Genomic DNA, 20,219 nt, shown 5'->3' with positions numbered 1-20,219 from the left:
AGTGATGATCAGGTCCGTTTCTACCCAACCCTACGATGACCAGAAACCCGGCACCTCGGGTCTGCGCAAGAAGGTACCGCACTTCCAGCAAGCCAACTACGTCGAAAACTTCGTCCAGTCGATCTTCGACAGCCTTGAAGGGTTCGAGGGAAAGGCACTCGTCGTTGGGGGCGATGGACGCTACTTCAACCGGGAAGTGATCCAGATCGTCATGAAGATGGCCGCCGCTGCCGGGTTCGGCAAGGTGATCGTGGGCCAGGGCGGCATCCTCTCGACACCTGCTGCCTCGAATGTCATCCGCCAGTCCGGCGCGTTCGGCGGCATCATTCTCTCGGCCAGCCACAACCCAGGCGGGCCGAAGGAGGATTTCGGCATCAAATACAACACGGGCAACGGCGGCCCGGCGCCAGAGAAGGTCACTGCCGAAATCTACGCGCGCACGAAGTCGATCTCGGAATACAAGATCATCGACGCACCCGATCTCGATCTCGACGCTCTTGGTGATTTCGATCTTGGCGGCATGACGGTCTCGGTAGTCGATCCGGTCGCGGCCTATGCCGAACTGATGGAAAGCCTCTTCGACTTCCCAGCCATCAAGGCGATGTTCGATGGCGGCTTCACCATGTCCTTCGACGCCATGCATGCCGTCACCGGCCCGTATGCCACAGAGATCCTGGAGAACCGTCTCGGCGCCGCCAAGGGCACGGTGAAGAACGGAACCCCGCTTCCCGATTTTGGTGGGCATCATCCAGATCCGAACCTCGTTCACGCCAAGGAACTCTACGACCTGATGATGAGCGCAGATGCACCCGATTTCGGGGCGGCTTCCGATGGCGACGGCGACCGCAATCTCATCATCGGCAAGGGGATCTTCGTCACGCCGTCGGACTCGCTCGCGCTTCTCGCCGCGAATGCCCATCTGGCTCCGGGCTACAAGGGCGGCTTGTCGGGGATCGCTCGCTCCATGCCTACGAGCGGTGCTGCCGACCGGGTGGCCGAGAAGCTCGGCATCGAATCCTACGAGACACCCACGGGCTGGAAGTTCTTCGGCAACCTGCTCGATGCTGACAAGGCCACGATCTGCGGCGAGGAAAGCGCCGGCACCGGCTCGAACCACGTCCGCGAAAAGGACGGGCTCTGGGCCGTGTTGCTCTGGCTGAACATCCTGGCCGCCCGCAAGGAGCCGGCGAAGGACATCGTCGCGGCTCATTGGCGGGAATATGGCCGCAACTACTACACCCGCCACGACTACGAGGGCATCGACGCGGATGCCGCGGAGGGGCTCATGGCCCATCTGCGCGCCGAACTGTCAAGCCTGCCCGGCACGAAGATCAACGGTCTCTTCGTCAGCATGGCCGACGACTTCTCCTATCACGATCCGGTGGATGGCTCGGTGAGCGAGAACCAGGGCGTTCGCGTGATGTTCGAGGATGGCAGCCGCATGGTCTTCCGCTTGTCCGGCACGGGCACGGCCGGGGCGACGCTCCGCGTCTACCTCGAACGCCTCGCAACTGATCCCGACAAGCTCGCGCTCGAAACCCAGTCCGCCCTCGCCGATGTTATCGGGGCCGCAGAGGATCTCGCAGGCATCAAGCAGCGCACCGGTCGCGACGCACCGGACGTCATCACTTGAGCGAAGACGCAGCGGAGTTCGGGGCGCGGACCGTCAGGGGCGGCACTCGCTTCTCGCTCTGGTCAGGCGCAGGCGAGCACGCATGGGTCTGCCTCTTCGACGCCGAGAGCGGGGAGGAGACTGCGCGTATCGAGATGGCGCGCGCGGAGGACGGCATATTCTCGGCCACCGTAAAGGAGGCAGGGCCCGGAACGCGATATGGCTACCGGGTCGATGGCCGCTTCGCGCCGCATGAGGGTCACCGGTTCGATCCCGCGAAACTCCTCGTCGATCCCTATGCCCATGCGATCGACCGGCCCTTCGCCTATGACCCTCGGCTTGCCGCACCGCGCGAAGAGGGCATCGACACCGCGCCCCTGATGCCGAAATCGGTCGTCACCACCCTGCCCCGGCCCAAGCGCCCCGCTGCCCCAAAATTCACGCCTGGTGGCTTGGTCTACGAGTTGAACGTGCGTGGCTTCACCATGCGCCACCCGGACATTCCCGAGCGTCTTCGCGGCACCGTGGCGGCTCTCGCGGAGCCCCCCGTCATCGAACACTTGAAGAAGCTCGGCGTGAGCGCGGTCGAACTCATGCCCATTGTCGCCTGGATCGACGAGCGTCACCTGCCTCCCCTCGGCCTCACCAATGCCTGGGGCTACAACCCCGTTGCCTATTTCGTGCCCGACCCGCGCATATGCCCCGGCGGGATAGCTGAACTGGCCGAGACGACCAAGGCGCTCCACAAGTCGGGGATCGGCGTGATCCTCGACGTTGTCTACAATCACACCGGCGAGAGTGACGCGATCGGCCCCACACTCTCGCTCCGCGGCGTGGACAATGCTGCATATTTCCGACATGCGGCGGATGGCACACTGATCAACGACACCGGCTGCGGCAATACGCTTGCCTGCGACCATCCCATGGTGCGGCGTCTCGTCCTCGAGTCCCTGCGTCATTTCGTGCGATACGCGGGCGTGGACGGCTTCCGTTTCGATCTTGCCCCGATCCTGGGACGCAGCATGGAAGGCTTCAGCGCCGAAGCGGCGCTCCTCCAGGAGATTGCCGCCGACCCTGTGCTTTCTACTCGTATCATGATTGCGGAACCTTGGGATATTGGCCCGGGCGGTTATCAGCTCGGTCAGTTCCCCGACGGATGGCTGGAATGGAACGACCGCTTCCGCGACCGCGTGCGCCGCTTCTGGCGCGGTGATGGCCATATGCTCGGCCCATTCGCCTCCGCCCTGGCCGGGTCGAGTGACAGCTTCACAGGAAAAACGACGCGCAGCGTGAATTTCATTGCCGCGCATGACGGCTTCCCCCTCGCCGATCTCACGACCTATGCACACAAGCACAACGAGGCCAACGGCGAGGAAAACCGAGACGGCCACAACGACAACCTCTCCTGGAACAACGGTGTCGAGGGCCCCACGGACGATCCCGATATCCTCGGGGCGCGCAGAGCTGACATCATGGCAATGCTCGCCACCCTTTTTGCCTCCCGCGGCACGATCATGCTCACCGCCGGCGATGAATTCGGCAGAACCCAGCAGGGCAACAACAACGCCTATGCCCAGGACAACGAGATCGCCTGGATCGACTGGGAGGGCCGCGACCGGGATCTGGAAACCTTCACCGCAGAACTTTCCACCTTGCGCCGACGGACGAAGGTGCTCTCCGGGACAACCTTCCTCAGTGGCGAGACCGATGAGACTGGCATACCGGACGTGGCTTGGCACATGCCGAACGGAAACGCCATGGAGCCCGAGAACTGGGAGGATCCGGGAGGGAGCGCCTTTGCGATGATCCTCCGCAATACGCATGGAGCGCGCCTCGCTGTGCTCTTCAATCGATCAGTTACTCAATTGGAGTTTGAACTACCCTCCCGTGATGGATACGCTTGGAGTGAAGCGTCCTTGGGAAAAATCGCGGTCCCCGCCCGCAGCGTTCGCCTCGTCCGGGAGGGGATGCATAAAGGCAACAGGTCAAAACGAAACGCAACCGTTTAGTTTCGTGTCTCTTCCGTGTCACGGATACGCGCATAGATTGGCGCTGTCTGTTGCGCCGCCCAAGGGCGGTTCGACGCCTTAAGTTCGAAACCATTTTTGGGGGAATTAGTCATGACTTCACTCAGCATGAAGAGCCGTGTTCTGTTCGCCGCGCTCGCTACCTGCGCCTTGCCGACAACCGCTGCAATCGCTCAGGACAGCCAGGGTATCCAGCCGCTGGAATGGAACTTCCGCGACCACACCGCGATCCAGCTCTACGGTCAGATCAACAAGGGCATCCTGACCTTTGACGATGGCGACGAGTCGACCAGCTATGGCCTCGTCGACAACGACAACTCCAGCACCCGGCTGGGGATCACGTCGACGACCAATTTCGACAGCGGCTGGGAGATGTTCTCGAACATCGAGTTCGAGTATCAGCCGCATGCCTCAAACACAGTCAACCAGCTCGACAAGAACGGCGCCGACTACGGCTTCGACAAGACCAACTTCCGCAAGGCCGAGATCGCCTTCTCGAGCGAGCGCGTCGGCAAGTTCTGGCTCGGTCAAGGCAGCATGGCCTCAGACGGCACCGCGGAAACCGACCTTTCCGGTACGGGCGTCATTGCCTACTCCAGCGTCTCCGACATCGGCGGCGGTCTCTTCCGCGAGGATGACGGCACGCTCTCCAACGTCACGACATCGGGCGCCTATTCCAACCTGGACGGCCTGGGCCGCAAGATGCGCGTCCGCTACGACACGCCGACCTTCTCAGGCTTCACCCTTAAGGCATCATACGGACAGGATACCCTGAACGACGACGACGACAGCCTCTACGACATCGCGGCCACCTATGCCGCCGATTACAATACGGTCGAAGTGGCCGCATCGGTCGGATATGCCCGCGACGAAGGCGATGATGCGGACATCCTGTCGGCCTCCTTCTCCACCCTGCACACGCCCACTGGTCTCAGCTTCACCCTTGCCGGGGGTCAGAACGATGCCGATGTGAACGCGAGCTACGGCTATGCCAAGCTGGGCCTCGAGCGGGAATTCTTCGCAGTCGGATCGACAGCCTTCTCCGTCGACTACTATGACGGACAGGACATCTCCTCCGACGGGGCGGACAGCACCTCCTATGCATTCGCCATGGTCCAGAACGTCGATAACTGGAACAGCCAGTGGTATGTTTCCATGCGTCAGTTCGAGTATGACGATGATGTATCGGATTACGAAGACGGTCTCTCGACCATGGCCGGACTGCGCATCAAGTTCTGATCGCGCATCGACATCCTGATCGATCGTTGCGGCCGGGCCAATTGCCCGGCCGTTTCGTTTTGTCGTTGCGCTTGGCCTTCTTCTCTGAAAATTTCCCGATATGCGCCCGACCGATAACCTCAAAGAGCAATGCGAGAGCGACTGGCAGGCCGCCACCCGGCATGTCTTCTGCTCCGAGCTCGCGGCAGGCACCTTGTCGAGAGACAAGATGGCCTGGTATCTCACCCAGGACTACAAGTTCGTGGAAGGCTTCGTCCGCCTGCTCGCTTCGGCCATCGCCCACGCACCCGGCCTGGCCGACAGCGTGCCGGCTGCACAGTTCCTCGCAGTGATCACCGGGCCCGAAAATACCTATTTCCTTCGGGCGTTGGAAACCCTCGGTGTACCCGATGGCGGCGCAGACATTGCGGCGGCTCCCGAAACCGCGGCCTTCCAGAACCTCATGGCGCGCGCCGCTGCCTCCGGGCGCTACGAACACATGCTCGCCGTCCTCGTGGTGGCGGAATGGAGCTACCTCAGCTGGGCTGCCCCGTTCCATCCACCGGATCCGAACCTGCCGTTCTACTTTGCCGAATGGATCACGCTTCACGCAGGTGAAGGCTTCGAAAGTGTCGTCGAGTATCTCAGAAGCCAACTTGATACCGCTTGGGAAAGGGCAGATGCAACGACGCGCACCGAGATCGAGGCGCTCTTCCGAGAGGCCGTTCACCTTGAACACGCCTTCTTCGACGCGGCCTACAACGCGATGGAATGATCGCGCCTGTAGGCCGGGACCATAGGACGCAACATGTGCAACGCTCCCGCCTACACGATCCATGCGCATCACCACCATTTCGGCTGGGACAGGTCCATCGCGCCGGTGGAGACCGTGGCCCCGGGTGAACGCGTGGCGTTCAAGTGCCGCGAAAGTTCCGACGGTCAGATCACTGCATCGAGTATCGCCGCCGACCTCGCGGCGAACGATCCAGCACGTGTAAATCCGGTGACCGGGCCGATCTTCGTGGATGGAGCCGAACCGGGTGACGTGCTCAAGGTCGAGATAGAGGCTTTCACGCCATCGGGCTTCGGCTGGACCGCCAACATTCCGGGCTTTGGCCTTCTGGCCGATCAGTTCCCGGACCCGGAATTGCACCTCTGGCACTATGACGCGGTTTCGCTCGATCCTGTCGCATACGGGTCTCATGCGCGCGTGCCGCTGCGCCCCTTTGCCGGAACACTCGGCGTCGCCCCTGCCGAGGCGGGGCGCCACTCTATCATTCCTCCGCGCCGGGTCGGCGGCAACCTGGACATCCGCGATCTCTGCTCCGGGACCACGCTCTACCTTCCGATTGAGGTCGCCGGCGCACTCTTCTCCGTCGGTGACACCCATGCCGCACAGGGCGACGGCGAAGTCTGCGGCACCGCCATCGAAAGCGCCATAGACGTCTGCCTGAAATTCGATCTCATCAAGTCTACGCCGCTTACCTTTCCCCGCTTCACCACGCCCGGTCCCGTCACTCGCCATCTCGACGTGGACGGCTACGAAGTGACCACCGGCGTCGGCCCGGACATGATGGAAGGCGCGCGCAATGCGGTCTCCGGCATGATCGACCTCCTATGCGCAGAGCAAGGCCTCGCTGCGATCGATGCTTACATGCTTGCATCCGTCTGCGGCGATCTTCGCGTATCGGAAGTGGTCGATGCCCCGAACTGGGTCATGAGCTTCTACATGCCACGCACGATCTTCAACTGAGGTTCTCTCAGGCCGCCTCGATCCGGTCGGGAAACAGCAGCCCGAGTGCATCGCGCGCCGGTCGGCATATGCCACGCTCTGTGATCAGCCCTGTCAGATGCTGCGACATGGTTACGTCGGACCCGATCTGATTGAGAAGCGGCACTGCATCATCATGCTCTGCCAGATCCCCCCAGCCGATCGCGGCAAAGGTTGCGGCGGCATAGCACGGGATACCATGCGCACTCGCATGTTCGACCCATTGGCTCGCCGGTTCGAGATTGCGCACGTCGCCTTGGAGGGAAACACTCTGTGCGTCGAGAAACACCAGATCCACGAGGCCTTCACGCATCAGATCGGGACCGGTTTCGGTCGAGATCGTCGAGTGCGAGAGCCCCTGCCCGGCCAATTCCCAACGTATGAGCGCAGCACTCGAACGCTGATCGAGCCCCGAATCCAGCAGGACGTGCATCGGAATGCCCGCCTCGCGACCGCTGTAGATCGGTGCGAAGGCCGAGCCCCAATCGACCGCGGACAACCAGCCTGCGCTGCTGAGAGCCAGAACCTTGAGGGGCCGACCTTGCCTTTGTATCGACATTTGCTTGAGGATGGTAACACCATGCTCGCCGATCCTGCGCCGATTGGCGACATCGGTTTCGCAGAGATCGAGCGCTCGGACATATGCCGCCTCACGCCGCTGCCAAGGCTGCCGAAACAGCAGATCCCGGTTCATCTCCCGCAACACCCAGCCCGCTTCCGCACTTGCCGCGGTGACATGGGCCAATCGGCCGCAGGCTCGCATCAGGGAGAGATTGGAAGGGTTCTCGAACATTGCGAAAGCGATGCCATAGGCAGCCACTGCCGCGGTGAGTGGGCCACCGCGGACACGCCCCTCGGCAATCGCGTCGATCGCCTCGTCCAGCGTGTTGAGCCCTACGACCCATAACTCGTGGGGGAGCCAGCGTTGATCGATGATTCGGACCGTGCGCCCGTCCCTATCGAGCCACAAAGACCGATATGATCTACCGTCGACCAGCATCCGACTGTCCCGTCATCTTATATCGGGTCAAAGACTGCTTAGTCCGATCGGCAGATCATGACCCGAATTGCCAAGTTCGTCTTGGGCACACTCTACTGATCTCGTGAAACTCGCCAATCCTCGTGCGCAATTACATTCAATAATGACACATTAATCGTATTACGCAATGTCCAATCCTCGGGTAGCACAAATGCGTAGTCATTGAAGCCAATAGTCAAACCCAATAGGCTTATTTCGGCTTTCGAAGATGCGTACCATTTAAGCGCTTCGCGATTTGCAACAAATGCATCAGCGGTGTTGTCTTCTAGTATACCGAAAGCCTGATCGAAATCATCTACCGGAACAACGGTCGCCCCCAACAGAGAAAGCTCCTCCCGAGCCCCGCCACCGGGAAGCACGGCGACACGCAACCCGGTAAGATCTTCCAGTTCGACGATCTGGAAACCGCGGGTGTCATGCGAGATGCGAGCGGTCAGCTGTGCCGTCGCAACCGCCGTCAGGATCAGCGCGGCATACATCCAGAACGTTGCAACGATCCGACCCGGTGGCGTGATCGGTGCCTTGTCGCCATAGCCAACCGTGGTCATCGTCACCACCGCCCACCAGAAACCGTCCCCGACCCCCGGCCGCGCCGTGCGTGCAAACGAGCTTCCGTTTCTCCACCGCTCGAGCAACCAGATCACCGTTCCTGCCACGAGGGCCAGAAGTGAAAGAAGACCCATGGTCAAGGCGAATTCCAGCGAAGAGATTGCCCGAAGGGTTGCAATCACGCCTTGCCAGCGATCCTCCCTGATCGCGATACCAAAACCGTCGCGGCTGTAGGGATAGCTGAAATCGATCTGCCTCTCAGCGGCCGCATCAACCGATACCGGCGCGATCGAAATATCCGCGCGCCCATCCAACACCTGCGCGACGGGATCGCCTTGGTCATCGACCACCCAGTCGAAATCCAGATCCTGCGCCGTGGCGATCCGGTTCCACAGCGAAACATTCATTCCGTGCCAGGTGCCATCCTTCCCGAGTATCGTGTAGGGCGGCGCATGTGCGATACCGACCCGCAGCCGCTCCGGTTCTTCCTGCGCACGGCCCGCCGTTCCTATCGCGAGCAGGGCAAGGACAAGAAGTGCCGCGCACCGCCCCATTTGGCGCACCACCTCAGACCCCGCCCGGAGACGTCGCCGTGACCCAGGATGTCAGCCCGCGCAGGACTTGTTCCATTGCCACATCGAAGGCCGGAATGACCGCCCCGGGTGTCGAATTGGCCGCGAAGGCCGCCGCCTCGAACCGTTGGCGTGCGATGATGCGGCTGTCGGATTCGCGAACCATGGCAGCCTGAAGCCGGATCACCACGCGGTAGGGCGCGGGCGCGTCTGCAGGCGCCACCTCGATCTGGAAAGCCTCAAGATCCGTGACGAGCGAATAATCGGGCAGCGGCGCGGACGTGCTGGAGGTGACAAGGCCGTAGCGGTTGAGCCGCGAGAGGGACCGCGTGATGATCTGCTGAACATGTGTGCCGGCGGGGTCCACCCACCGCCCATCGGGCAGGAATGCGACCCGGTAGGGATCGGGTTTGATGACGATTCGGTCAGAGGCAATCGCACCCGTCGCCAAAGGCTCTGCCACATAGAGCGTCGCACCACCCGCGCCACCACCTGCGACGCCGGCAACTTCAATGGGATTCAGTTCGAACGTATCGAGATGGCGCGAGGCATCATCAAGGGAGGCAATCGTCCCGCAGCCTCCAAGAGCCAGAAGAAACAGACCGCAAGCCGAAGCGGCAAGGGGACGCAAAGGTAGCAGTATCATCCGTTTCGTCATCTCCTGTAGTCGGGCGCCTGACCACCCAGAATGAAGCGCGCCGGATTACGCTCCAGCTTTCCGGCAATCCGGTCGAGCCGTTCGATCAGTTCTCGCAACTCGCGTGTGAACTGGGTGATTTCCGGCAGTCCGGTCTGCGTGAAATTGTCGAGCGGGGCGGCGGAGTTTTCCACGATGGTGTTGATCCGCGCCATAGTCGCTGAGGCACTGGCCATGGCACTGCGCAGATCGCTGACCGCAGCGGGTATTTCGGCGGTGATCTCGTCCACCGCACCACCGATTTTGGCCGCCGCCTGCTGAATCTCGATGGCAGTGGGGCGCGCCTGCTCGCGGATGACCCCATTGAGCTCGTCGAACGTCTCTTCCGCTGCGCTCAGCGTTCCATCGGCGCTTTCCATCACCGCATCGAGCCCCCCCAGCGTCACATTGGCATGACGCAGCGTTTGGGTGGCAACGATCAGCGCCTCCTGCGCAGTTTCCGACAGTGGCTCGAACTGCCCCGTCAACGCCGTCACGTCTCCGCCCACCTCGCTGATGACACGATTGACTGTAGCGACAGCTTCCCGAACATCGGCCACGACCGCGGGCATATCGCTGTTCAGGACCCCGTTGATCGCGTCAAGCGCGGCGTCCACCTTCACCAGGGTCGCCCGCGACTCCGTCACCAGCTCGGCCCCGTCGCCTTCCACCAGTTCCTCGAATGCGATGGCTGCCGAGTCCACATCGCTCAGGGTCGTCTCTGCATCGGCCATGACAGTCTCGATTGTCGCAAGGGTCGTGGCAAGCTCTGTGAGGCGTGCAGTCGCCACCTCCGCGACGGTTCCGTAATCCGTGATGACGCCATCCGCGGACTCCGCGATCCTGTCGAGATCGGCACGCAACTCGCTGGCGGTCTGCGCGAGATCCGAGATCATTGCCGCCACATCGCCGGTGATCAGCGTATCGACCTCCTTCAGTGTTCCATCGGCCGTTTGCATAGTCGTCGTCGCGGCTTGCAGGGTCGTCTGCGCATCGTCGAAAGCGGCCGTGGCCGAGGTAATCAGCGTGCCCGACTGATCGAGCGCCGTGCGCAGCGACTCCGCAACCGGCTGCAACTGGTCCGTAAAGGCCGAGATCTGATCGGTGGCGCGGGAAACCGTCTGGGAAATATCGGAGAAATCGGTCAGCGCCGTCTCGAGCTGCTGCGAGGCGACATTCACGTTGTTGAGAATGTTCGAGACATAATCCTTGTTCTGCTCGCTGGCAAAACCTTGAAGATCGCGCAGCAACGAGATGCCCTCAGTCAGGAGATCTGGGCCATCCTCCGAGAGCTTCTCCACAATGGATCGCTCCGCCTGAAGCGTCGGCAGACCGCCCGGTCCTTCAGGCGGGGGCCCCGCCCCCGGACTACCCCCGGAGAGGGAAACGAACGAGATCCCCGTCACGCCCTGGGCCTGCGCAGTGGCTACCGTATTGGACTTGACCGGCAGGCCATCCTGCACCTCGATCCGAACCCGAACGACGGAGGGATCTCCCTCCACGAGCCGCATGGAAACCACCCGTCCAACCGGCAAGCCGTTGAACCGGACATCGGCGGCCTGGGACAGCCCAGAAACATTGGTGAACAACACGTCGTAGTAGTCGTACTTGCGATCGACCTGATACTGCGCCAGCCAGATGAAGAATCCCAGCAATCCAAGCAGGGAGGCAACCGTGAATGCACCGATCAGAACGAAATTTGCACGTGTTTCCATGGCTTACTCCTGCCGCGTGCCGAGGGCTGCGCGCGCACGCGGCCCATGGAAATAGGACCGAACCCACGGGTGATCCACTTCGAGCATGTCCTGCATCGTCCCGGTCACCAGCACCTTCTTCTCCGCCAGCACGGCGATCCGATTGCAGATGGCGTGCAGGCTGTCCAGATCATGTGTCACCAGAAACACCGTGAGGCCGAGCGAATCCGCAAGGTTCCGTATCAGATCGTCGAAGGCAGCGGCCCCGATGGGATCGAGCCCGGCGGTTGGCTCGTCGAGAAAAACCAGATCCGGATCGAGCGAGAGCGCGCGCGCGAGCCCCGCCCGTTTGCGCATCCCGCCCGATAGTTCCGAAGGAAACTTCGAACACGCCACTTCTGGCAAGCCGACCATCGAGACCTTGAGCCGCGACAGCGCCGCCCGCGTGTGCGGATCGAGGGAAAGCTGCTCACGCATGGGCGCCGCAACATTGCCCTGCACGTCGAGGGTCGAGAAAAGCGCTCCATCCTGGAACATCACGCCCCAGCGTCGCTCCACTGATTGGCGCTCCTCCTCGTCTGCGCGCTCCATGTCGGTGCCGAACACTCGGATCTGCCCCGAACTCGGGCGCATCAAACCCGCGATCTCGCGCAAAAGCACCGATTTCCCGGTACCCGACCCGCCGACGACGCCGAGCACCTCGCCGCGATAGACATCGAGATCAAGATCCTCATGGACGACATGATCGCCGAACCGCGTGGAGAGCCCACGTACCTCGACAACCTTTTCCCGCTCGGCGTCCTCCATCAGACCCCCACAATCGCAAAGAAGACCGAGAAGAGCGCATCGAGCACGATCACCAGAAAGATCGCTTCGACGACGGAGCGAGAGGTGCGCGCACCGAGCGATTCCGCGTTGCCCTCCACCTTCAGTCCTTCGAAGCAGCCGACCAGCCCGATCGTCGCGGCAAAGAACGGCGCCTTGACCATCCCCACGACGAAGTTCCAGACATCCGTCTCCTCCAGAAGCCGCGCGAGAAAGAGGCCTGGAGATATGCCGAGATTGATCCAGGACATCAGCGCCCCGCCCAGCAGTCCGGCAATATCGGCAAAAAAGGCCAGGATCGGCAGCATGATGACGAGCGCCAGAACCCGCGGCAGAACCAGCACCTCCACCGGGTCTAGCCCCAGGGTCCTCATGGCGTCGATCTCCTCACGCATCTTCATCGAACCGATCGCCGCCGTGAAGGCCGAGCCCGAACGCCCGGCGACCAGGATCGCGGTGAGCAGCACGCCAAGTTCACGCAGAATCGAGATCGCGAGCAGATCCACCACGAAGATCTCTGCCCCGAAGGCACGCAACTGCACCGCCCCCTGAAAGGCCATCACCACCCCTATCAGGAAGGACATCAGCGCCACGATCGGCAAGGCCTGCAGGCCCGCCGCCTGCATATGCGCCACCATGGCCGTCCAGCGCAGACGGCCGGGCTGCACAATGAGACCCGCGCCTCGAACGAGGAGCTGACCAAGCAGGCCATTGAGCTCGAGCATGGTTCGCCATACGCTCCATGTCGTCCTGCCAAGATCCTCCAGACACCCCGTCAGTCCCTTTTTCGCCTCAGGCTCTTCCTCGGATCGGGGAAGATTGTCTCGGACGATCTCCATGAGCGCAGACGTTTTTGCGCTCATGCCATCAAAGCTCACCTCCGCGCCGCCGGCCGCAAGCCGCCGCTCGAGATCGAGCAGGAACCAAGCTCCCGCCGTATCGAGAGAAACCACGTCACGAATGTCGATGACGAGCGCAACGTGCCCGATTTCCGGCATGGCCTGCGCCTGCCAGTCGTGAAGCGTCGCGATCCGTAGCGGACCACCGAGGTGGAGACGTGCGCCGTCCCCGCTTCGCTCCAGATCGATCTGCGGCTGCGCGCCCATGGCCGCCTGCATGTTCATGACCGGCCCTTCATCCCACCTTGGCAGCGCGCTTTTCAGCCACGGCGCTGGCCCACAAACCGGCCCACGCCCGAGGGGCGTTCGAGCGCAGCATGCGCATCCGCTATGGGCTGTAGGCGGGCAAGCACGTCCGGATCCGCCGGTGCGGCGCGACCTTCCCTGGCATCGACGTGGAGCAGCATCTGCTCGAGCGCAGCGACCGGTCGACCGTTCACCGAAAATTCCACATGGACATGCAGGCGCTTTTCATCGGCTGACAGGACCCGCAGCCGCCCGATCAGCAGATCGCCTGCAGCACTCTCGTCGAGGTGCATGATGTGGGTTTCGACCGTGTAATAGCTCCGCCCCGCCGCCACGTAATCCGGGTTCACGCCGATGAGGTGCAGGAAGACATCCGTCGCCTCCGAACAGGCTAGGAGATAGCGCCCTTCCGTCATGTGGCCATTGTAATCGAGCCAGCTCGGCATCACGCGCAGGCGGACAAGCTCCAGCGGTTCGGAGGGCACAGGATCGGGCAGGTCCGGCAGCGTCAGTCGGGTCATCCGTCGTCTCGTTCGATGGGGAAGCTGAGCTTCCGCACAGTGGCATATGCCGGAAAGAAAGGACAGGGCTTGAACTTGCGTGCATTCTGACGCACCCCTCAACTGTAGTTTCGGGAGCACGCCATGAGACAATTTCTTCATCCGGCCCCAACACGCGCCCTCCGGGGTGCAGCCGCACTCTTCCTTGCAGTTGCTTTCGTGGCCGGATCTGGCGCGCCTGCTCCAGCACAGTCGCAGGAACGCTGCTATGGAGTGGCGCTTGCGGGCGAGAACGATGGTATCGGCGATCACGTCGCACCTGGCGAAAGCCGTCATGATTACCAGGGCAATGCATGGATCTTCGTTCCCCAAGGCACCTGCACCACAATGGTTCTTCCCGTGCAGCCTGACGGCACACCAAGGCGCGGAGCGCTGGAGCCGCTGACCCGCGACACCGGGTCCTAAGCCGCTCAGGACAGAGTGAAGGGGCAGGATAGACGACAAGGACTTGCCGACGAAGCAGGCGGCCGGATCGCGCGACGCTCAGGCCGGACGCGGACATGCCTTGGGATCTCGTGCTTCAATGCCGTTGCGGAAGGACGCCTCCCGCGCCTGATAGTCATCGAGAAGGAAGATATCGAGCGCAGGCTGGTCCGGCTGACCACCGTTCACGTAAACCTCGGTAATGAATGCGCCCTTGCTCAGCAACTCCGAGTACAAGCCGGGTCGCACTGTCCCGATCCTGCTCTTGGCAAGACCGGCCCAGACCCCGGTCAGACAATCGGCCTGAAGCGTGTGCATGCGGATGAAGGTATCGCGATCACGCCGCGCAACCGCCGCCGGCACTCCTAGCTCACCCTGTATATGTTCCGACAGGACCCGCGCGACGATCAAAGCCGTGCCCAAACCCGCCTCGCGGTCCATCCGCTTCTCGAGCTGGTTGAGAACGACGATATCGAACGAGGCCCGGCGGTCCAGCGGACAGTAGAACGGCCCCCCCACCGGCGATGTGCCAGAGCAAGGCGAGGGGCGCGCGCCGCTGAACAGCACCAGTTCCGCCGCGCGCGGCGTCGAAAGCCGCTTTGCCCGGAACCAGTTCGACCAGGTCTGTTGCGCATCCTCGAATGCCACGCCGATACGCCGCGAGACGATCAACGCCCGCTCGGAAGACACCGGCGGCAGAGGATCGTTCATCCGGTTGTCTTTGATCAGGGTCCAGATCAGTGCACCGCTCGCAATCAGGAACAGCGCGATCGCCAGGCCGATAAGAATCCGCCGACGCCCCTGACCTTTTCGCACCTTGTCGGGGTTTGCCGAACCGGGTCCGCTCTCGGGCGCTGCCTGCGAAGCGACCTTGATTTCGGTTATACCGCTCATTTTCGCGCTATGCCCTTCGGTGCTGACTTCTGCCACGAATTGGCAACCGCCTTGACGTTGAAAGCGGACCATGCTGCTACTCGCTGCGAGTATCAGTAAAAGGTATGAATGAAGTGCTACGACGGCTCTACGACTGGACGATCTCGCTCGCGGCATCGAAACACGCTCTCTGGGCGCTAGCCGCTGTCAGTTTCATCGAGAGTTCCGTCTTTCCCATCCCGCCCGATATCCTGCTCATTCCGCTCATCATCGCCCGCCCGAGCCAGGCTTGGCTGATCGCCGGGGTGTGCACGGCGGCATCCGTGCTGGGCGGGGCATTCGGTTACTTCATCGGCTGGGGCCTATTCGAGCAGGTCGGGCAGCCGGTGCTGGAATTCTACGGCAAGGCCGACAAGTTCGACGAGTTCGCAGCCACCTTCAACGATTACGGTGCTTGGGCGGTGCTGATCGCCGGCCTGACACCGTTCCCCTACAAGGTCATCACGATCTTCTCGGGTGCCACGAGCTTGAACTTCACGGTGTTCATGATCTCGAGCCTGATCGCGCGGGGCCTGCGCTTTTTCATCATCGCGGCACTTCTTTGGAAATACGGCGAGCCGATCCGCACCTTCATCGAGGAGCGCCTCGGCCTCGTCTTCAGCCTCTTCGTGGCCGCGCTCGTGGGCGGCTTCCTCATCTTGGGATTGACACATTGAACAGACTGCAACGCCAGGCCTTCGGGCCGGGCTGCGTCTCGGCAGCTATGCTGATCGCAGCCCTGGCCTTCCAGTATCTCGGTGGGCTCGCACCCTGCCCTATCTGCATCTGGCAGCGCTGGCCGCATGTAGTGGCCGTCCTGTGCATGGCGCTCATGATGGTTCTGCCATGGCGGTTCTGGGCGCTGGTCGGCGCGATCGCCATGGGCGTGAACGCACTGATCTCCCTCTATCATACCGGGATCGAGCGCGGCTGGTGGCCAGGCCCGGATTCCTGCACCGGCGGCAGTGTCGGCGAACTCTCGTCGGGCGAGTTGCTCGACCAGATCATGGCAACCGACGTGGTGCTCTGCGATCAGGTTGCTTGGGAGATGTGGGGACTTTCGATGGCAAGCTGGAATGGATTGGTCTGCGTCCTGCTTGCAGGCCTTTGGTATCGGGCCTACGCTTCCAGTTCGGCATCCCAGTAGAGATAGTCCATCCAGCTCTCATGCAGATGGTTGGGCGGGAATTTCCGCCCGACATTCTGCAACTGCTCCGGAGTCGGGCGCGACGGCTTGCGCCGCAGCCGCATCCCCACCTGCTTGAGGGTCTTGGACCCTTTCCGGAGATTGCACGGCCCGCAGGACGCAACCACGTTTTCCCAGGTGGTCCGGCCACCTCGGCAGCGCGGCAGCACGTGATCGAAGGTCAGATGGTCCTTCGCCCCGCAATACTGGCAGGCAAACTCGTCGCGCAGGAATAGGTTGAACCGGGTAAAAGCAGTGGATTTCGCGGGTTTGACGAATTCCTTCAGCACCACGACCGAGGGAATGCGGATGGAGATCGAGGGTGAATGCACCACCTCGTCATATTCCGCGAGAACCACGACCCGGTCGAGAAAGGCCGCCTTGACCGCTTCCTGCCAAGGCCAGAGAGAGAGGGGAAGGTAGGAAAGAGGCCGATAATCGGCGTTCAGGACAAGAGCGGGATGGTCGCGAAGACCACCAGGCCTTCGCACAAAACTTGGAGTGTGGGTGCTCTGCAGCATGCGCTCTCCCATCAAGGGACTGCTCGGTTCAGCTCCAGAGCGGCGTCACAGGGCGAGCAGCCCGTCTCTCGACTATATCTCGACCGGGAAACCAATCAAGGCCCTACATAGGGCAGCTCCCAGGTTCGAGCGCACGCTAAACCGGGCTCTGCACAGAATTATGACAGGCTGCGGCAAAGCTGCCCAAAGCAATCGCGGATCATTGATCGCAGGCCAGATCGGAGCACGGGCCGCCCCTATCCGAGCTGTTCCTTAATGAACTGGAGCGCAAGGCCAAGCCCGTCGGGCGCGATACCGTGGCCCACACCCTTTGATACATGGGTGTACGTCTCGATCCCCGCCGCTGCCAGCGCATCCGCCGCTTCCGGCAGGCTCGCAAAGGGAACGACAGGATCGGCATCCCCATGCACCAGCAGGACCGGAGGCCGTGTCATGATCTCGGCTTCCAGCGTCTCGGGGCTGAGCAGACGTCCGGAAAATCCGACGATCCCGGCCAGTGCCTTTTTTCGCCGCAAGCCTACATGCAGCGACATCATCGTGCCTTGGCTGAATCCGAAGAGGATGGTGCGCTCGGGCGGCATTCCGGACGCTTCCACCTGGTCGAGAAACCCGTCGAGAAGCTTGAAGGACTGTGCAGCAGAGGCTTGAGCCTGTGCCTCGCTCGATCCATCCATCCAGGGGATCGGAAACCACTGGTAGCCCATGGGATTGTTCACGCAGCGTTCGGGCGCGTTCGGCGCCATGAACCGCGTTTTCGGCAGATGCGGCGATAGCGGGTCCGCCAACCCGATCAGATCGTTCCCATCCGCGCCATAACCGTGAAGGAAGATGACGAGACTGTCGGCCTCGCCCTCGGCAGCAGGCCGCTCCGGCCCGGTCAAGCTTGTCATCGCGGGATCGCCTCTATCTGGCTTCAGGGAAATACGCTCACAAGTGACTGTTTGCGAGTGGCTACTTGCGATGTCAACACGCGGGCCCTTAGCGCACGCCCTCACGCCGGTTCGCCGTGAGATAGTATTCCCAGAGCAACCGCGCCGCCACCGAACGCCAAGGAGACCACCGAAGCGAAAGCGCACGCAACTCGGGCTCACTCGGCCGCGCCTCCAGTCCGAGCAGCTTGTGTGCCGCATCGCGCAGCGCGAGGTCACCGGGGGCGAACACGTCCGCCCGGCCCAGCGAAAACATGGCGTAGATCTCCGCCGTCCAGACCCCAACCCCCTTCACCTCAACGAGGCGCGCAATCAGGTCATCATCACTCATACCACGCAGAGCCGCGAAATCGATACCGCTTTCCGCGATCTCGCGGGCATAGCGGATCTTCTGCCGCGAGAGCCCGCATCCCCGCAGATCCTCGTCTGAACAACGCAGGATCAGATCAGCATCCACCACGCCGAGCGCCTCCACCCGCGACCAGACGGCTTGAGCGGACGCGACCGAAACCTGCTGGCTGATGATGATCGAGAGCAACTCGGCAAAACCGTCGGGCTTGCGCCGCAGCGGCAGGGGTGCAAGCCAGTTCAGGGCCTCGGCAAAACGCGGCTCGATTGAGGCCAGAAAGGCGCACCCCTCCGCGACATCCTCCGGTGTCTCTACGATGCGACCGATCATGCGTCCTCCCGTATGCCGCTATCTGTTCGCAAACCTCGCACCCGTCAGGGCCGTGCAAGTGCTTCCCCGCCCAAAAGCGTCGCGCATGTCGGGCATCTTTGCGTCTTGTTGGCCGTGAGATTGCCCAAGATCTGCTCGACGTCGTTGTAGACCGAGGAAACCACCCTGTCTCGGGTTGAAAACTCATAGGCATCTTCCTCTCCGTCCGCGAGTTCCTTCCAGACCCGAAGCTTGATCATCACCTCCCTGAGGCTTCCGACCGGAATTTCCGCAACCTTGCGTCCAATGCTGTCTTCAAGCTCGATAAGGGCGCTCAACTCGCTGCCGCGCAGCCATTCCTTTTCCCAATCCTCGTCCGTCTCCCGCGCATATTCCTCGAGGAACCCTCGAATGACGACGATATGCGCCTCCAGCCGCGCAATATCATGGGGCAGTTCGTGGGCACCGTTCAGCAAGACACGCAAAAGCCCACCGTCGAATACATCGACCATCCCTCTGATCTCCTTTGACAAGAACCTAGATCGCCGCCCGCTCCGCTTTCTGGCCGGGTCGTTTCCCTGCGACATCACGGATATGGGTGTGGTTATTTACATTGTCAATTAGTATGTAAAAAATAATGTTATTGAAAATGTAAACACATTCGCTATCTAGGATGCATGAGCACAATCAGACTGGCGGGGACCAGCAAACCCCAGACAACAAGCAAGAGCGAAGCCACCCGCCGAAGGCTGGTGGAAGCGGCCCGAAAGCTCTTTACGGAGCAGGGTTTCGAGAAAACGAGCGTGACCCAGATCGCCAAGGCGGCCGGGGTCACCCATTCACTGATAAACGCCTATTTCGGTGGCAAGGCCGGCTTGATCTATGCCGTCCTGCACGACTTCAATCAGGCGCAGATCGACGAGATCAACGAGACGGTAAAGCTGGAGGGATCGACGCTGGAGCGGATCCGGATGGTCTTGCACAACTGGGCAAGACACAACCTGTCGGACCGGCAGCTTAACTCGATCATGCAGGCCTATTCCTGGCAATGGCCGATGGAAACGGAAATGCAGAACCGGGCCCAGGTCCGCGACGCGCTTCGCCCCATCATCGAGACCCTGCAACTGGGCATCGAGAGCGGAGAACTCCGCGAAGACCTGAATATTGACGACACGCTCTATATCATTCTGGCGATCTACAAGGAGGGCATGCGCCAGGCCATTTTCGACGACGTGACCCCGGAGGAAGCAGAAAAACGGGTCCTGAACAGGATTGGCCTCCTGATGGACGGCCTCAGACGCCGCTGATCATCAACCGCGAACCCAAGGCACCACCGCAGCGCGCCGCCATCCGGTTCAGGCGCGCGCGGTCAGGTGTTCGATATCCCGGCGGATGGAGCGAATCAGCCGATCCCGTTCCATGCTGGTATCTGCACCTTCGTCCATCTCGTCGAGCATGTCATAGACGCTGAACTTTCCCAGGATCTCGGGAATGCTCTCGCATGGAAGTTCCGCGACCCGCCGTGAAATGGCCTCTTCCAGGTGCGTGAGCGCGGAGAGCTCGGGCTGCGAGGCGACTTCGCGATCATAGCTGTCGCCAATATCGCGAACTCTCTCATCCAAAAGCTGCCGAACAGTCAGTAGATAATCGCGCAGCGCCCTAATATCCGTGGGCAAAGCCTGGATCAGGATATCTTCGCGATTATCAACTCTACTCGGATTGCCGAAATCATTCATGATATTGGCCTCCTCAATTAATTCAAACATGGTGACATTCGCCTCGTCAAGCTACCTCGGTAATTTGAAGCGTCGAAGAACACCCCTGTCGCACCTACAACCCATCATCGGCTAAGGCGCTTCTAATTGTCATCTTGGAATATTTCACCGCGCCCGATATGAGCGG

22 protein-coding genes are annotated in these 20,219 nt (G+C 61.6%); 9 read left to right on the top strand and 13 right to left on the bottom strand.

What is annotated here, in order from left to right; all coding sequences use genetic code 11:
• The first annotated feature begins 1 nt into the window (after position 1).
• From ACP15W_RS01985 to ACP15W_RS01965, 5 genes are all read left to right on the top strand, one after another.
• Positions 2 to 1,633, top strand: a complete 1,632-nt coding sequence (locus tag ACP15W_RS01985) for an alpha-D-glucose phosphate-specific phosphoglucomutase (RefSeq protein WP_424931148.1) — start codon at positions 2 to 4, stop codon at positions 1,631 to 1,633.
• Entirely contained in the window at positions 1,630 to 3,621 is a 1,992-nt protein-coding gene (gene glgX, locus ACP15W_RS01980; protein WP_424931147.1) for a glycogen debranching protein GlgX, read from the top strand. Before ACP15W_RS01985 ends, glgX begins: the two co-directional genes overlap by 4 nt.
• A gap of 111 nt (positions 3,622 to 3,732) precedes the next feature.
• Positions 3,733 to 4,878 (top strand): porin, encoded by a 1,146-nt coding sequence (locus ACP15W_RS01975; protein WP_424931146.1) that lies wholly within the window; start codon positions 3,733 to 3,735, stop codon positions 4,876 to 4,878.
• Between the two features lie 100 nt (positions 4,879 to 4,978).
• Positions 4,979 to 5,632: a TenA family protein gene (locus ACP15W_RS01970; RefSeq protein WP_424931145.1), complete on the top strand. Its 654-nt coding sequence runs from the start codon at positions 4,979 to 4,981 to the stop codon at positions 5,630 to 5,632.
• Between the two features lie 33 nt (positions 5,633 to 5,665).
• Positions 5,666 to 6,610 carry an acetamidase/formamidase family protein gene (locus ACP15W_RS01965; RefSeq protein WP_424931144.1) on the top strand — a complete coding sequence of 315 codons (945 nt, stop codon included), beginning with the start codon at positions 5,666 to 5,668 and terminating at the stop codon, positions 6,608 to 6,610.
• 7 nt (positions 6,611 to 6,617) lie between these two features.
• Here the strand turns inward: ACP15W_RS01965 and ACP15W_RS01960 are convergent, their stop codons facing one another.
• The 7 genes from ACP15W_RS01960 to ACP15W_RS01930 all read right to left on the bottom strand — a co-directional run bounded on the left by ACP15W_RS01960 (position 6,618) and on the right by ACP15W_RS01930 (position 13,649).
• Entirely contained in the window at positions 6,618 to 7,628 is a 1,011-nt protein-coding gene (locus tag ACP15W_RS01960) for a hypothetical protein (RefSeq protein WP_424931143.1), read from the bottom strand.
• 92 nt (positions 7,629 to 7,720) lie between these two features.
• Complete coding sequence (locus tag ACP15W_RS01955) at positions 7,721 to 8,782, bottom strand: ion channel (RefSeq protein ID WP_424931142.1); 1,062 nt, start codon at positions 8,780 to 8,782, stop codon at positions 7,721 to 7,723.
• Between the two features lies 1 nt (position 8,783).
• Positions 8,784 to 9,434, bottom strand: a complete 651-nt coding sequence (locus ACP15W_RS01950; protein ID WP_424931141.1) for an ABC-type transport auxiliary lipoprotein family protein — start codon at positions 9,432 to 9,434, stop codon at positions 8,784 to 8,786.
• 8 nt (positions 9,435 to 9,442) lie between these two features.
• Entirely contained in the window at positions 9,443 to 11,179 is a 1,737-nt protein-coding gene (locus ACP15W_RS01945) for an MlaD family protein (protein ID WP_424931140.1), read from the bottom strand.
• A gap of 3 nt (positions 11,180 to 11,182) precedes the next feature.
• Entirely contained in the window at positions 11,183 to 11,965 is a 783-nt protein-coding gene (locus ACP15W_RS01940; protein ID WP_424931139.1) for an ABC transporter ATP-binding protein, read from the bottom strand.
• A complete protein-coding gene (locus tag ACP15W_RS01935; RefSeq protein ID WP_424931597.1) occupies positions 11,965 to 13,089 on the bottom strand; it encodes an ABC transporter permease in 1,125 nt (374 codons plus the stop codon). The genes ACP15W_RS01940 and ACP15W_RS01935 overlap by 1 nt, the downstream gene beginning before the upstream one ends.
• A 53-nt stretch (positions 13,090 to 13,142) precedes the next feature.
• Complete coding sequence (locus ACP15W_RS01930) at positions 13,143 to 13,649, bottom strand: thioesterase family protein (RefSeq protein ID WP_424931138.1); 507 nt, start codon at positions 13,647 to 13,649, stop codon at positions 13,143 to 13,145.
• Between the two features lie 123 nt (positions 13,650 to 13,772).
• Between ACP15W_RS01930 and ACP15W_RS01925 the strand changes: the two genes are divergently transcribed.
• Positions 13,773 to 14,093: a DUF2282 domain-containing protein gene (locus tag ACP15W_RS01925; RefSeq protein WP_424931137.1), complete on the top strand. Its 321-nt coding sequence runs from the start codon at positions 13,773 to 13,775 to the stop codon at positions 14,091 to 14,093.
• Between the two features lie 78 nt (positions 14,094 to 14,171).
• Here ACP15W_RS01925 and ACP15W_RS01920 read toward each other — a convergent pair whose 3' ends face one another.
• Positions 14,172 to 15,005 carry a neutral zinc metallopeptidase gene (locus ACP15W_RS01920; protein ID WP_424931136.1) on the bottom strand — a complete coding sequence of 278 codons (834 nt, stop codon included), beginning with the start codon at positions 15,003 to 15,005 and terminating at the stop codon, positions 14,172 to 14,174.
• A 113-nt stretch (positions 15,006 to 15,118) separates the two neighbouring features.
• On the opposite strand from ACP15W_RS01920, the gene ACP15W_RS01915 reads away from it, so the two are divergent.
• Entirely contained in the window at positions 15,119 to 15,700 is a 582-nt protein-coding gene (locus ACP15W_RS01915; protein ID WP_424931596.1) for a YqaA family protein, read from the top strand.
• Complete coding sequence (locus tag ACP15W_RS01910) at positions 15,697 to 16,170, top strand: disulfide bond formation protein B (RefSeq protein WP_424931135.1); 474 nt, start codon at positions 15,697 to 15,699, stop codon at positions 16,168 to 16,170. Before ACP15W_RS01915 ends, ACP15W_RS01910 begins: the two co-directional genes overlap by 4 nt.
• On the opposite strand, the gene ACP15W_RS01905 is transcribed toward ACP15W_RS01910, so the two are convergent.
• The 4 genes from ACP15W_RS01905 to ACP15W_RS01890 all read right to left on the bottom strand — a co-directional run bounded on the left by ACP15W_RS01905 (position 16,143) and on the right by ACP15W_RS01890 (position 18,829).
• On the bottom strand, positions 16,143 to 16,730 hold the full coding sequence (locus ACP15W_RS01905; RefSeq protein WP_424931134.1) for an HNH endonuclease: 588 nt from the start codon (positions 16,728 to 16,730) through the stop codon (positions 16,143 to 16,145). The two genes, ACP15W_RS01910 and ACP15W_RS01905, sit on opposite strands and share 28 nt — an antisense overlap.
• A gap of 236 nt (positions 16,731 to 16,966) precedes the next feature.
• Complete coding sequence (locus ACP15W_RS01900) at positions 16,967 to 17,620, bottom strand: alpha/beta hydrolase (protein WP_424931133.1); 654 nt, start codon at positions 17,618 to 17,620, stop codon at positions 16,967 to 16,969.
• An 88-nt stretch (positions 17,621 to 17,708) separates the two neighbouring features.
• On the bottom strand, positions 17,709 to 18,338 hold the full coding sequence (locus ACP15W_RS01895) for a DNA-3-methyladenine glycosylase family protein (RefSeq protein WP_424931132.1): 630 nt from the start codon (positions 18,336 to 18,338) through the stop codon (positions 17,709 to 17,711).
• 44 nt (positions 18,339 to 18,382) lie between these two features.
• Entirely contained in the window at positions 18,383 to 18,829 is a 447-nt protein-coding gene (locus ACP15W_RS01890) for a hypothetical protein (protein ID WP_424931131.1), read from the bottom strand.
• A gap of 165 nt (positions 18,830 to 18,994) precedes the next feature.
• Between ACP15W_RS01890 and ACP15W_RS01885 the strand changes: the two genes are divergently transcribed.
• Positions 18,995 to 19,624: a TetR/AcrR family transcriptional regulator gene (locus ACP15W_RS01885; RefSeq protein ID WP_424931130.1), complete on the top strand. Its 630-nt coding sequence runs from the start codon at positions 18,995 to 18,997 to the stop codon at positions 19,622 to 19,624.
• A 48-nt stretch (positions 19,625 to 19,672) separates the two neighbouring features.
• Here the strand turns inward: ACP15W_RS01885 and ACP15W_RS01880 are convergent, their stop codons facing one another.
• Positions 19,673 to 20,053, bottom strand: coding sequence for a hypothetical protein (locus tag ACP15W_RS01880; RefSeq protein ID WP_424931129.1), 381 nt, complete (start codon positions 20,051 to 20,053; stop codon positions 19,673 to 19,675).
• Between the last annotated feature and the right edge of the window lie 166 nt (positions 20,054 to 20,219).

Source organism: Amaricoccus macauensis, assembly GCF_049800915.1.
Taxonomy (GTDB): Bacteria; Pseudomonadota; Alphaproteobacteria; order Rhodobacterales; family Rhodobacteraceae; genus Amaricoccus; species Amaricoccus macauensis_A.
The sequence above is the reverse complement of the archived record's forward strand: the minus strand, read 5'-3'. Positions and strand labels throughout refer to the sequence as shown.